We start from the raw sequence: 12,512 nt of genomic DNA on the forward strand, positions 1-12,512 counted from the left end.
GTTTCAGATTGCGTTCTTTGCAGTAAAACTAAATGTATGTTGTAACTAAATGAGGGGTATTAAAAACCCGGCCTGAGCCGGGTTCAACCTGTTAGCACAGTGGCTTAACGGCTTCGCGCATACCTTTAGCCAGGATTGCATCCAGATCGGCAGACACCTGCGCAACCAGGCCTGGAACCTGAGTCAGGTCTTGTTCCCAGTGTTCTTCAACGGCCAGCACCGATTTCACCAAATCTGTCGTGCTAATCTGCTGGTCATTATGTTGGGTCCAAAGCTGCTGGAAACGCGTGATCCAGTGCGCATCATCCTGAACAGGATAAGACTCACCGTTGCGCTCTCCGCGGTAAAAAGCAATCAGCGCGGCCAGTGCAAAGGTCAGACGCGCCGGCAATTGACCACTGCTCTGCTGCCCTGCCAGCAACTGCGGCAAAATACGGGTGCGGAACTTGGTCATACCATTAAGCGCGATCGACAACAACTGATGCTTGATGTACGGGTTGCAGAATCGACCGGTTACGGCGCTGGCAAACGAGGCTAACTCATCGCGGGGTAAGTCCAGTACCGGAATGATCTCTTCATAAATCGCTTTTTCGACAAAGGCACAAATTTCAGCATCATTCATCGCCTCGCCTACCGTGTCCAGCCCTGCCTGGTAAGCAACAGGAACCAACGCGGTGTGCGCACCGTTCAGGATGGCAACTTTACGCTCTTTATACGGCTTAATGTCATCGACAATCAGGACATTCAGCGGGTATTTATCCAGACGCAGTTCTGTCGCTAACGATTTAGGTCCCTGAATGACAAACAAATAGAAATGTTCTGCAGTATCCAGGAACGCGTCGTGATAGCCCAGTTCGGCTTCCAGTGTTGCCACTTCATCACGCGGATAGCCTGTAACAATGCGGTCCACCAGCGTCGAGCAAAATGCGTTGGCCTGATCGAGCCATTGTACGAATGCTTCCGGCAGCGCCCATTCCTGAGCATAGCGCAACACCAGCTCGCGCAGAGCATCACCGTTGTAATCAATCAGCTCGCAAGGAATGATTATCCAGCCTTTATCGGACGCACCGTCAAAATGGGTGTAACGTTCGAAAAGCAGTCGGGTCAGTTTCGCCGGGTAACTTACTGCTGGCGCATCGTCGAACTTATCGCCGGCGTGATAGCTGATACCCGCTTCCGTCGTATTAGAAAAAACAAAACGCATTTCAGGATTGTGCGCCAGTTTCAGGAACTCATCGTATTCGCTATAGACGCTGATTTCGCGGTTAACCGAGCGAATTAAACGTGCTTCGCTGACGGCCTCACCCTTTTCATTCAAACCACGAATGATGGTGGTATAGAGACCATCCTGCGTGCTCAGTGATGGCGGGAATGTACTTTCGATAGGACGGACAATGACCACACCAGAATTCAGATCGGTATGTTCATTTAGCAGATCAACTTGCCAGTCAACAAAGGCGCGCAGGAAGTTTCCTTCACCAAACTGAATGATGCGTTCAGGATAGTGAGCACCGGGAAAATCGCGACGATTTAGTGTTTGCACAATGGGTTCCCTTTTTGATTAGTCATACAACCTGATTGAATTGGTCCAATAGGTTAGCAAACTTTAATACAATGAAACCCTGTTTTGATCAATCCCCCGTGACAATTTAGAGTGTTTTGTAGAAAAGTGTCGTGCCGGTAAGGGTTCCATCCGGCATTTGTGCATAGCCGGGTATCACTCCCACCTTCTGCCATCCGCAATTGTGGTAGAACAACTCAGCCCCGCTACCCGTCGCCGTATCGAGCACCAGCAGCGTTTTGCGTTCCTGACGCGCACAATTTTCCAGGGCATCCATGAGTTCCCGGGCAACACCGCCTCGTCGCGCTGCAGGGAGCACCAATAATTTGGCCACGTCAGCACGATGAGGCTGGTTCTCAGGTTGAGAGAGGATCAGCTGGACGGTCCCGATAAGCGCTCCCTGCGAATTTTCAGCAGCAAGCACCCTTCGTTCCCCACGAGCAACGCTTTGCGCGACGCCCGTCCAAAAAGGCAGTGCTTTATCTTGATTAAAGGGATAAACAAAACTCACAGATGCGCCGTCATTCACGCACTGTTCGAGGAGTTCGCTAAGCGAATCGATTCTCGACAGAATCTGTTCTGCACTCAGCACAACACAGGAAGTAGAGGTCGCCATTGATTCTCCTTAGATTGACCCTTCCATAGTGCGTTTAACATTTGCACTACACAAGATATCGCATCATAGGATTATGTTATCTATGGCTTGTTCATCTGGATCACCAGCCAGTGATAAATCACCGTGACAACGTAACGTTGCTGTTCTTCGCTCAACGGCTGCCCCTGAGGGATAGCATGCCATTTTGCCAGACAACCACGACAACACGTCGCCGTCGCATGTTGAGCGATGAAGACCGGATGACCGCGCATAGGCGTCTGCTTGCCGTCATTAGTCGGAAATGCAGGTGCCAGACGTTTAGCAATAAAATCCGCCGCATGTTGTTCAATCACCTGCGCGCCTTTATCTCTGCAATACTGTCTTTCTTTTTCTCCGAGGCGAAACCGCGAGCGAAAGGTCGATTTTGCCAGTCGGGAAAAAAGCGGATCGAGCGAGTTCATCAGTAAACCGAGCGTCCCAGTTGTTGAGTTAACTGTTCCAGCACCGCAATACCCGCCAGCGAATTCCCCGCGGGATCCAGCTCCGGGCTCCAGACGGCAATGGCCATTTCATGGGGCACAATCGCCACAATGCCTCCACCCACGCCGGATTTCGCTGGTAGACCAACTCGCCACGCAAATTCCCCCGCATTCTGATACATGCCGCTGGTTGCCATCAGCGCATTAATCTGTCGTGCCTGCATGGGGGTCACCACCGGTTCATTAAGATGAAAGGCATGTCCCTGATTCGCAAGAAAGACAAAGGTCCGCGCCAGTTCTACGCAACTCATCTTTAGCGCGCAATAGTGGAAATAGTTTTGCAGAACAGTCGTTACATCATGGTGAAAATTACCGAAAGACTTCATCAGCCAGGCAATTGCCGCGTTACGCGCTGAGTGTTCGAATTCAGAACGGGCAACCGTAGCATCGTAGCCAATATCCGGAACGCCGCTTAGCGCACGCACAATTTCAAGCATGCGTTGCCGAGGGGCGCTGAGGCGTCCTTGCAGCATATCGCAAACCACCAGTGCGCCAGCATTAATGAAGGGATTGCGCGGTATGCCCTGCTCCATTTCCAGCTGAACCAGCGAGTTAAACGGATGGCCTGACGGATCTTTGCCGACGCGCTGCCAGATCTCGTCTTCCTGATAATGGCGCATTGCCACCACCAGACTGAGCACCTTCGAGATTGACTGAATAGAAAAGCGCTCCTGGGCATCCCCCGCCTGATAGTGCTGACCATCGACGGTACAAATGGCAATACCCAGTTTTGAGCCCTCAACAGAGGCTAATGCGGGGATGTAATCAGCAACTTTACCTTGACCAATCAGCGGGCGAACCTGCTGCACAATAGTCTCTAAAATTGAATTGTCCATGGCCCTGGCCACAACATGCTCCTTGCTCGCAGGTCTGAAAGGCCTGCGAGTATAACAGAGCTGAATACAGCCCGCCTGTATTCAGGGTCGGGATTTATGATGAAACGGTCAGGCAAAATCAGACACGATCTTTCCAGACAGTCTGCACATTACAAAACTCATGCAGGCCAAAATGAGAAAGCTCACGACCGAAGCCGCTTTTCTTCACGCCCCCAAAGGCAACACGGGCATCACTGGCGCTGTAACCATTGATAAACACGCCGCCACATTCCAGACGCGCTGCCATTTTCTTCGCCAGCGCGTCGTCTGCGGTGAAAAGCGTTGCGGATAAGCCATAATCACTGTCATTTGCCAGCGCAAGCGCATGTTCAGCATCCTTCGCCACAGTAATCGCCGCAACCGGTCCGAACAACTCCTGACGAAAAGCCGTCATCTCAGACGTCACATCCCCCAGAACCGTCACCGCGTAATAGTTTCCCTTACCGGCAATTTTCTCACCACCCAGTAACAGTCGCGCGCCTTGCGCCAGGGAAGCTTCAACCTGCAGATGCAGTTCATCACGCAGGTCAAATCGCGCCATAGGGCCGAGATCGTTCTCTTCATTCAGCGGATCGCCCATCTTCAGCGCGCTGGCCGCGGCGACAAAGCGTTCCGTAAATTGCGCGGCAATCCCTTCTTCAACAATAAAGCGTTTAGCCGCGGCACAAACTTGTCCGGTGTTCTGATAACGTCCGGCGACAGCGGCCTTAACCGCCAGATCCAGATCGGCATCATTCAGTACGATAAACGGATCGGAACCGCCCAGCTCAAGCACGCATTTTTTGAGAGCCGCTCCCGCCTGAGCGCCAATCGCCGCCCCTGCACGCACGCTTCCCGTCACGGTGACGGCGGCAATACGTGAATCATTGATCATCTGACTGACCCCGGCGTTATCGGCATTGACCCACCCGTAAACACCCGCCGGAATACCGGCATCAGCAAAGACCTGGGCAATGATCCCGGCGCATCCCGTCACGTTAGGCGCATGCTTTAACAGATAACCGTTTCCGGCGAGGAGAATCGGAATGGCGCCGCGCATAACCTGCCAGAGTGGGAAGTTCCACGGCATCACGGCCAGAATGGTTCCCAACGGACGATATTCAATGACCGCCTGCTGATTCTCAACGAGCGTTGGCTCAGCATTCAGCATCGAGGGACCCTGCTCTGCATACCAGTCACACAACGCGGCGGATTTCGCCACTTCAGCACGCGCCTGCCTGACAGGTTTACCCATTTCACGGGAGATCGACTGAGCCATCTCTTCAGCGCGCTGGCGAAGAGCCTGTCCAACATTACGTAGCATCTGTGCGCGGTACGCCACGGTTGTCTGCTTCCATTCGTTGAATCCACTGGCGGCGAGTTCAAGCGCAGTTGCAATCTCATCGGCGCGCGCCCACGGTATTGCCGTTAGCATTTCACCGGTGGTGGGATCGACGGAAATCGCATGTGTTGCTGCTGAAATGGTCATAGGTCTCTCTCTTTATTATGCGGGTGTGTTCATATCATGAGCGTATTTACTCTTTCTGAAAAATGAATAATATTAACCATACCATTCACGAATAGAGAAAAATAATGGATCTGACGCAACTGGAAATGTTCAATGCTGTTGCCGAAACCGGCAGCATTACGCAGGCGGCGGCAAAGGTGAACCGTGTGCCATCCAACCTCACGACGCGCATTCGCCAGCTTGAAGCCGACCTGGGCGTCGATCTGTTTATTCGTGAGAATCAACGCCTGAGACTTTCCCCGTCCGGGCACAATTTTCTGCGCTACAGCCAGCGGATCCTCGCACTGGTAGAAGAAGCAAGAATGGTCGTCGCCGGCGATGAGCCGCAAGGCCTGTTCTCCCTCGGGTCGCTTGAAAGTACCGCGGCGGTTCGCATACCCGCCACACTGGCTGAATATAATCAGCGTTATCCCAAAATCCAGTTTGCGCTGGCAACCGGCCCTTCAGGCACGATGCTGGACGGCGTGCTGGACGGAACCCTGAATGCCGCGTTTGCTGATGGCCCTATTACTCATCCCGGGCTTGAAGGAATACCGGTTTACCGTGAGGAAATGATGATTGTCACTCCGCACGGGCACCCGCCTATACAGCGGGCCAGTGACGTCAATGGCTGCAGTATTTACGCGTTCCGCGCTAACTGTTCTTATCGCCGCCATTTTGAAAGCTGGTTCCATGCCGATCGCGCCATGCCGGGCACGATTCATGAAATGGAGTCTTATCACGGTATGCTTGCCTGCGTGATTGCCGGCGCGGGTATCGCACTCATCCCACGCTCGATGCTCGAGAGCATGCCGGGGCATCATCAGGTTAACGCCTGGCCGCTGAGCGAAAACTGGCGTTGGTTAAACACCTGGCTTGTCTGGCGACGCGGCGCTATGACGCGACAGCTTGAGGCATTTATTGAAGTGCTCAACCCATTATTGCCGCCTGACGCGGATTAACGGTCTGTGGCAACGCTTTACCGCGGTCAGTAACTACACTGGCCGCTTTTAATCCCCCCCCTCAGTAACCGTCACGCATCAGCAAGAAAACGAGATCTGAATCACGAAATGATTGTGTTTTCGCCAGTAAACGTTCTAAGATCCTGTCCTCACCTTTTCGCCGCCAATCCGATTAATTGATATGACGTCAAACACTGTTTCCCGCAAGGTCGCGTGGCTGCGGGTCGTTACGCTTGCCATTGCCGCTTTCATTTTTAATACCACGGAGTTTGTCCCTGTCGGTTTGCTGTCTGACATCGCGCAAAGCTTCCATATGCAGACGGCTCAGGTCGGGATCATGCTCACGATCTATGCCTGGGTTGTTGCCCTGATGTCGTTACCCTTTATGCTGCTGACCAGCCAGGTCGAGCGGCGCAAGCTGCTGATTTGCCTTTTCGTTCTGTTCATTGCCAGCCATGTCCTCTCTTTCCTGGCCTGGAACTTTACCGTGCTGGTTATCAGTCGTATCGGCATTGCTTTTGCCCATGCCATTTTCTGGTCGATTACCGCATCACTGGCGATCCGACTGGCACCTGCCGGTAAGCGTGCGCAAGCGCTGAGCCTGCTCGCTACCGGAACCGCACTGGCGATGGTATTAGGGCTGCCGATTGGGCGTATCGTGGGTCAGTACTTTGGCTGGCGAACCACCTTTTTCGCCATCGGTATGGGGGCGCTCCTTACCCTGTTCTGCCTGATTAAACTGTTGCCGAAACTGCCAAGCGAACACTCCGGTTCATTAAAGAGCCTGCCGCTATTGTTCCGTCGTCCCGCATTGATGAGCCTCTATCTGTTGACGGTTATTGTGGTCACCGCACACTACACTGCCTACAGCTACATCGAGCCATTTGTTCAGACGGTCGCAGGGTTAAGTGCCAATTTTGCCACCGTGCTCCTGCTGGTCCTTGGCGGAGCGGGAATTATCGGCAGCCTCATTTTTGGCAAGCTGGGAAATCAGCATGCCTCTGCGCTGATCGGTTGCGCCATTGCCGTGTTGACGGCGTGTCTGATGCTGCTTCTTTCCGCTGCTGACAGTGAAATGCACCTTGCCGTACTCAGCATTTTCTGGGGTATTGCCATCATGGTGATCGGACTGGGGATGCAGGTGAAAGTGCTGGCATTAGCGCCGGATGCCACTGACGTCGCGATGGCGCTGTTCTCGGGTATCTTTAATATTGGGATCGGTGCGGGTGCGCTGGTGGGAAATCAGGTGAGTTTGCACTGGTCAATGTCTGCGATTGGTTATGTCGGCGCGCTACCGGCCGTTGTTGCGCTGATATGGTCGGTCATTATCTTTCGCAAATGGCCTGTCACGCTGGAAGAACAACCTCAGTAACCGTGAAAAATACGCCCGGCGACATAAACCGGGCGCATTTGTCGTTTAATTGTAGGTCTGAATGATTTCAAGCACGCCGTTAATAATAAACTGCACGCCCATACACACCAGCAAGAACCCCATCAGGCGGGAAATCGCTTCAATACCGCCTTTACCGACCAGGCGCATGATCCCGCCAGAACTGCGCAGACATCCCCACAAAATAACCCCGACGAGCGCAAAAATGATCGGCGGTGCGACCATGATAACCCAGTCAGGAAATTCAGAGCCATGACGTACAGCGGAGGCCGAACTGATGATCATAGCAATCGTACCCGGGCCGGCAGTGCTTGGCATCGCCAGCGGGACAAACGCTATATTGGCCGTCGGTTCATCTTCCAGCTCTTCTGATTTACTTCTCGCTTCCGGTGACTCATGCGCTTTTTGCTGCGGAAACAGCATTCTGAAACCAATAAACGCAACGATCAATCCGCCCGCAATACGCAATCCGGGAATCGAAATCCCGAAGGTATTCATTACCAACTGCCCGGCATAGTACGCCACCATCATAATGGCAAACACGTAAACAGACGCCATCAGTGACTGATGATTGCGCTCTGCACTGTTCATATTGCCAGCCAGGCCAAGGAACAACGCCACGGTGGTTAACGGGTTTGCCAACGGTAACAGGACCACCAGCCCCAGTCCTATTGCTTTAAACAAGTCCATCATAATTTCATCTTTCCTGTGCGTTATTCGTCAACGGCAAGTATAAGGTGAAACGTATGAGATAAGCCATTTTGCCGATGTAAGGATTCATTTTTCGCCTTTACGCATAAGCCATAATTATCAAATTGTTGCGAACGAACCCATAAACATCCGGTGTCTGCAGTTTTAGCAAAACGTGGCATTCCTCCACTCATTCATTTGACTTATATTTGCCTGAGCAATAATATCAGCCGTGACTAACTACTTGCCAGGGCAACCATTGTGAAAAGTACCAGTGATCTGTTCAATGAAATCATCCCACTGGGGCGGCTGATCTACATGGTTAATCAGAAAAAAGATCGTTTATTAAACGACTATCTGTCACCGCTGGATATCACGGCATCGCAGTTTAAGGTGCTCTGCTCCATCCGTTGCGCGGTGTGTATCACCCCTGTCGAATTGAAAAAAGTGCTGTCTGTTGATCTCGGCGCGCTGACGCGAATGCTTGACCGACTGGCCTGCAAAGGCTGGATCGAAAGGCTTCCGAATCCACATGATAAGCGTGGCGTGCTGGTGAAACTCACCGAGCATGGCGCGGCAATTTGCGAGCAGTGTCATCAATTAGTAGGGCAAGACCTGCACCAGGAACTAACAAAAAACTTAACGGCGGATGAAGTAGCCACACTTGAGCATTTGCTTAAGAGAATCCTGCCGTAAACAGAAAGAGGTATGACGATGTCCAGACGCAATACTGACACAATCACTATTCATAGCATTTTGGACTGGATCGAAAATAACCTTGAATCGCCGCTCTCACTGGAAAAAGTGTCTGAGCGTTCAGGTTACTCCAAATGGCACCTGCAACGGATGTTTAAAAAAGAGACTGGTCATTCATTAGGTCAATACATTCGCAGCCGCAAAATGACCGAAATAGCGCAAAAATTAAAAGAAAGTAACGAACCGATTCTCTACCTGGCGGAGCGTTACGGGTTTGAGTCTCAGCAAACGCTGACCCGGACATTCAAGAACTATTTTGATGTGCCGCCGCATAAGTACCGTATGACAAATATGCACGGAGAATCCCGTTATTTGCATCCACTAAATCAATGTCATTGCTAATCGCCTGTAAACGACGTAACCGAGGAAATCATGAAACTTCTGTCATCTGCAATGCTGGCCCTGCTGCTTATTGTTTCGGGTCAGAGCATGGCGGAACAAACCACTCAGCCCACACGACAAAATAGTCGTGATGCGATGATGATGCCTCCAGCACAGGAACAATCCCCGTTTGATTTCAATCATATGGGGGCTGGAAGCGATAAGTCCGACGAGTTGGGCGTGCCTTATTACAATATGCGCAGCCTGTAATTCGTTTTGCCCCGCCACCGCGGGGCTTTTTTTAGCCTCTCATCTGCACAATCTTACGCAAACGAAAGCCAAACACATTGATATACAGACCGGCCATAATCAACAACGCGCCGATAAGCTGTAACCCACTCAGTGTTTCATCAAGCAACACGGCCGCACTCGCCACCCCTACCACCGGAACCAACAATGATAACGGTGCGACGCGCCAGGTCTCATAGCGCCCCAGCAGAGAGCCCCAAATGCCGTAACCCACAATCGTTGCCACAAATGCCAGATAGAACAGCGACAAGATGGTCGTCATATCGATGGTGACAAGGCTCTGCCCGATTCGCGTTGGACCATCCAGAATCAACGACGCCAGAAAGAACGGGATAATGGGGATTAATGCGCTCCACACGACCAGCGACATCACCGCCGGGCGTGACGTGTGTTGCATGATTTTCTTGTTGAAGATATTACCGCAGGCCCAGCTTAACGCAGCCGCCAGCGTCAGCATAAAACCGAGCATTCCCACATGCTGTCCGTTCAAACTGGCTTCAATCAGCACCAGAACGCCAAATACCGCCAGCGCGATCCCGACCAGTTGCTTACCCTGCAGACGTTCCCCGAAAGCAAATGCGCCCAACACGATAGTGAAAAACGCCTGCGCCTGTAATACCAGCGACGCCAGCCCGGCAGGCATCCCAACGTTGATGGCGCTGAACAAAAACGCAAACTGACCAAAGCTAATCGTCAGACCATAACCGAGCAGCAATGAGAGAGGAATTTTCGGGCGGGCAACAAAGAAAATCGCCGGAAACGCCACCAGCAGAAAGCGTAACCCCGCTAACATCAACGGCGGCATATTGTGCAAGCCGACTTTGATCACGACGAAATTCAATCCCCATACCACGACGACCAGTAACGCCAACAACCCGTCTTTACGCGACATTCTCCCGCCCCTGCAATTATTAAATTTTTGTAAACAAGTTAAGGTAACGGAAATCGTTGTACCGTAACAGATCATTATTTCAGGTAGGTCTGACAGGGCATTTTCCGACAACTGATTGAGTGTACATCACACTTTTGCCATGCTATTTCTGTTTGATATCTAAAAAAATCATAACAACATCGCACTGTCGGGCAGGAAAATGAATACCACCTTGAGAAGGTCTACCCTCGCTTTACTCGCCTCATCTTTGTTATTAACCATTGGACGCGGCGCCACCCTGCCGTTTATGACCATCTATCTCAATCGTCAGTATGGTCTGAGCGTCGATCTGATCGGTTATGCCATGACAGTCGCACTGACCATTGGTGTCGTCTTCAGCCTTGGGTTTGGTATTCTGGCCGACAAGTTTGATAAAAAACGTTACATGCTGCTGGCCATCTGCGGATTTGCATCCGGTTTTATTGCCATACCACTGGTGCATAACGTGATGGTGGTGGTGTTGCTTTTCGCGCTGATCAACTGCGCCTACTCGGTCTTTGCGACGGTACTGAAAGCCTGGTTTGCTGATAATCTCTCCGCCACCAATAAAACGAAAATCTTCTCGCTTAACTACACGGTACTGAACATTGGCTGGACCGTCGGGCCACCGCTTGGCACGCTGCTGGTGATGCAAAGCATCAACCTGCCATTCTGGCTGGCAGCTGTTTGCTCGGCTTTTCCGTTGGTCTTTATCCAGACCTGGGTTAGACGTTCTGTGGTTCCGGCAGAAGGTCTGAACGCCACGGTGTGGTCGCCCTCGATTCTGTTACGGGATAAGGCATTGTGCTGGTTTACGCTGTCGGCTTTTCTTGCCTCGTTTGTCGGCGGCGCATTTGCCTCCTGCATTTCACAGTACGTCATGGTGGTTGCCGACAGTCGTTTTGCCGAGCAAGTGGTTGCTGTTGTCCTGCCCGTTAACGCGGCGATGGTCGTTACGCTGCAGTATGTGATTGGACGCCGACTCACAACCGCCAATATTCGTCCTCTGATGGCAGGCGGGACACTCTTTTTTGTTCTCGGGCTGGTCGGATTTATCTTCTCTGGCAACAGTTTATTACTGTGGGGTATTTCGGCGGCTTTCTTCACGGTGGGCGAAATCATTTACGCGCCGGGCGAATATATGCTCATCGATAACATTGCACCGGCAGGAATGAAAGCGAGCTATTTCTCCGCACAATCACTGGGTTGGCTGGGTGCGGCGGTCAATCCACTGGCCAGCGGTATTATTTTGACGACACTGCCTTCCTGGTCGCTGTTTGTGGTGCTTATTGTCGCCATCATCCTCGCCTGGGCAATGATGCTAAAAGGTATGCGCGTCAAACCCTGGGATCAGCCTGCCGTCTGCTGATTCCCTTCTGCTACAGAGCCAACACGGCTCTGTAGCAATACTCAGATAGCCACCAGCCCGCGCACGCCCTCCGCTTGCATGTTTTCCCCTAACCCACGTTGAATAATGCTTCCCCGCGACATCAGTAAGTACCGGTCGGCAAGTTGTTCGGCAAAATCATAAAATTGCTCCACCAGCAAAATCGCCATGTCGCCGCGCTGCGCCAGTTGCGAGATAACCACGCCAATCTCTTTAATGACTGAAGGCTGGATCCCCTCGGTAGGTTCATCAAGGATCAACAACTGTGGACGACTCGCCAGCGCCCGCCCAATTGCGAGTTGTTGCTGTTGCCCGCCGGACAAATCGCCGCCCCGCCGGTACTTCATCTCTTTTAACACCGGAAATAGCGTATAGATCTCCTCGGGTACACTCGACGCCTGATGCGCAGGAAAGCGAGACAACCCGAGCAACAGGTTTTCTTCTACTGTCAGACGCGGAAAGATCTCACGCCCCTGCGGCACATAGGCAACGCCCGCCTGTACGCGCTGATGTGGCTTGCGTTGCGTGATATTCTTGCCCTGCCAGATAACACTTCCGGTGCGGGTTGGAATCAGTCCCATCAGGCACTTCAGCAGTGTCGTTTTACCGACACCATTACGCCCGAGCAGGCATGTCACCTCGCCGATACGCGCTTCAAAACTCACACCGCGCAGAATATGGCTTCCACCATAGTATTGATTCAGATCGTTCACCGATAACATCGCCGCTCC

The 12,512-nt window shown here is 52.1% G+C and carries 14 protein-coding genes; 6 read left to right on the top strand and 8 right to left on the bottom strand.

Annotated elements, in window-relative coordinates:
* Positions 1-91: 91 nt before the first annotated feature.
* From N7268_RS21760 to sad, 5 genes are all read right to left on the bottom strand, one after another.
* A complete protein-coding gene (locus N7268_RS21760; protein WP_260864441.1) occupies positions 92-1,543 on the bottom strand; it encodes a tagaturonate reductase in 1,452 nt (483 codons plus the stop codon).
* A gap of 106 nt (positions 1,544-1,649) precedes the next feature.
* Complete coding sequence (locus N7268_RS21765) at positions 1,650-2,177, bottom strand: GNAT family N-acetyltransferase (protein ID WP_260864442.1); 528 nt, start codon at positions 2,175-2,177, stop codon at positions 1,650-1,652.
* An 80-nt stretch (positions 2,178-2,257) separates the two neighbouring features.
* A complete protein-coding gene (locus N7268_RS21770) occupies positions 2,258-2,617 on the bottom strand; it encodes a DUF4186 domain-containing protein (protein ID WP_260864443.1) in 360 nt (119 codons plus the stop codon).
* Entirely contained in the window at positions 2,617-3,543 is a 927-nt protein-coding gene (gene glsB / locus N7268_RS21775) for a glutaminase B (RefSeq protein WP_260864444.1), read from the bottom strand. The genes N7268_RS21770 and glsB overlap by 1 nt, the downstream gene beginning before the upstream one ends.
* Before the next feature lie 106 nt (positions 3,544-3,649).
* Positions 3,650-5,038 carry a succinate-semialdehyde dehydrogenase gene (sad, locus tag N7268_RS21780; protein ID WP_260864445.1) on the bottom strand — a complete coding sequence of 463 codons (1,389 nt, stop codon included), beginning with the start codon at positions 5,036-5,038 and terminating at the stop codon, positions 3,650-3,652.
* A gap of 104 nt (positions 5,039-5,142) precedes the next feature.
* Between sad and ptrR the strand changes: the two genes are divergently transcribed.
* On the top strand, positions 5,143-6,018 hold the full coding sequence (gene ptrR, locus N7268_RS21785) for a putrescine utilization regulator PtrR (RefSeq protein WP_260864446.1): 876 nt from the start codon (positions 5,143-5,145) through the stop codon (positions 6,016-6,018).
* 181 nt (positions 6,019-6,199) lie between these two features.
* Positions 6,200-7,390, top strand: a complete 1,191-nt coding sequence (locus N7268_RS21790; RefSeq protein WP_260864447.1) for a sugar transporter — start codon at positions 6,200-6,202, stop codon at positions 7,388-7,390.
* Between the two features lie 45 nt (positions 7,391-7,435).
* Here N7268_RS21790 and N7268_RS21795 read toward each other — a convergent pair whose 3' ends face one another.
* Positions 7,436-8,101, bottom strand: a complete 666-nt coding sequence (locus N7268_RS21795; RefSeq protein WP_260864448.1) for a MarC family NAAT transporter — start codon at positions 8,099-8,101, stop codon at positions 7,436-7,438.
* A 258-nt stretch (positions 8,102-8,359) separates the two neighbouring features.
* Between N7268_RS21795 and marR the strand changes: the two genes are divergently transcribed.
* The 3 genes from marR to marB are packed head-to-tail and all read left to right on the top strand — an operon-like array spanning position 8,360 to position 9,445.
* Entirely contained in the window at positions 8,360-8,794 is a 435-nt protein-coding gene (marR, locus tag N7268_RS21800) for a multiple antibiotic resistance transcriptional regulator MarR (protein ID WP_042308445.1), read from the top strand.
* 18 nt (positions 8,795-8,812) lie between these two features.
* Positions 8,813-9,196, top strand: a complete 384-nt coding sequence (gene marA / locus N7268_RS21805) for an MDR efflux pump AcrAB transcriptional activator MarA (RefSeq protein ID WP_198905401.1) — start codon at positions 8,813-8,815, stop codon at positions 9,194-9,196.
* A gap of 30 nt (positions 9,197-9,226) precedes the next feature.
* The gene (gene marB, locus N7268_RS21810; RefSeq protein ID WP_198904229.1) at positions 9,227-9,445 is read left to right on the top strand and encodes a multiple antibiotic resistance protein MarB; all 219 of its coding nucleotides are present in this window, start codon (positions 9,227-9,229) and stop codon (positions 9,443-9,445) included.
* A gap of 31 nt (positions 9,446-9,476) precedes the next feature.
* Here the strand turns inward: marB and eamA are convergent, their stop codons facing one another.
* Positions 9,477-10,376: an O-acetylserine/cysteine exporter gene (eamA, locus tag N7268_RS21815; protein WP_260864449.1), complete on the bottom strand. Its 900-nt coding sequence runs from the start codon at positions 10,374-10,376 to the stop codon at positions 9,477-9,479.
* A gap of 199 nt (positions 10,377-10,575) precedes the next feature.
* On the opposite strand from eamA, the gene ydeE reads away from it, so the two are divergent.
* On the top strand, positions 10,576-11,763 hold the full coding sequence (ydeE, locus tag N7268_RS21820) for an efflux MFS transporter YdeE (RefSeq protein WP_260864450.1): 1,188 nt from the start codon (positions 10,576-10,578) through the stop codon (positions 11,761-11,763).
* Between the two features lie 41 nt (positions 11,764-11,804).
* On the opposite strand, the gene urtE is transcribed toward ydeE, so the two are convergent.
* Positions 11,805-12,503 (bottom strand): urea ABC transporter ATP-binding subunit UrtE, encoded by a 699-nt coding sequence (urtE, locus tag N7268_RS21825; protein WP_260864451.1) that lies wholly within the window; start codon positions 12,501-12,503, stop codon positions 11,805-11,807.
* Between the last annotated feature and the right edge of the window lie 9 nt (positions 12,504-12,512).

This window comes from Citrobacter sp. Marseille-Q6884 (assembly GCF_945906775.1).
GTDB lineage: Bacteria > Pseudomonadota > Gammaproteobacteria > Enterobacterales > Enterobacteriaceae > Citrobacter.

Excerpts from the sequence above, each read along its gene's own strand:
- sad (WP_260864445.1), bottom strand. The coding sequence starts at position 5,038 with ATGACCATTTCAGCAGCAACACATGCGATTTCCGTCGATCCCACCACC.
- N7268_RS21765 (WP_260864442.1), bottom strand. The coding sequence starts at position 2,177 with ATGGCGACCTCTACTTCCTGTGTTGTGCTGAGTGCAGAACAGATTCTG.
- ptrR (WP_260864446.1), top strand. The coding sequence starts at position 5,143 with ATGGATCTGACGCAACTGGAAATGTTCAATGCTGTTGCCGAAACCGGC.
- ydeE (WP_260864450.1), top strand. The coding sequence starts at position 10,576 with ATGAATACCACCTTGAGAAGGTCTACCCTCGCTTTACTCGCCTCATCT.
- N7268_RS21795 (WP_260864448.1), bottom strand. The coding sequence starts at position 8,101 with ATGATGGACTTGTTTAAAGCAATAGGACTGGGGCTGGTGGTCCTGTTA.
- marB (WP_198904229.1), top strand. The coding sequence starts at position 9,227 with ATGAAACTTCTGTCATCTGCAATGCTGGCCCTGCTGCTTATTGTTTCG.
- eamA (WP_260864449.1), bottom strand. The coding sequence starts at position 10,376 with ATGTCGCGTAAAGACGGGTTGTTGGCGTTACTGGTCGTCGTGGTATGG.
- N7268_RS21770 (WP_260864443.1), bottom strand. The coding sequence starts at position 2,617 with ATGAACTCGCTCGATCCGCTTTTTTCCCGACTGGCAAAATCGACCTTT.
- urtE (WP_260864451.1), bottom strand. The coding sequence starts at position 12,503 with ATGTTATCGGTGAACGATCTGAATCAATACTATGGTGGAAGCCATATT.
- N7268_RS21790 (WP_260864447.1), top strand. The coding sequence starts at position 6,200 with ATGACGTCAAACACTGTTTCCCGCAAGGTCGCGTGGCTGCGGGTCGTT.
- marA (WP_198905401.1), top strand. The coding sequence starts at position 8,813 with ATGTCCAGACGCAATACTGACACAATCACTATTCATAGCATTTTGGAC.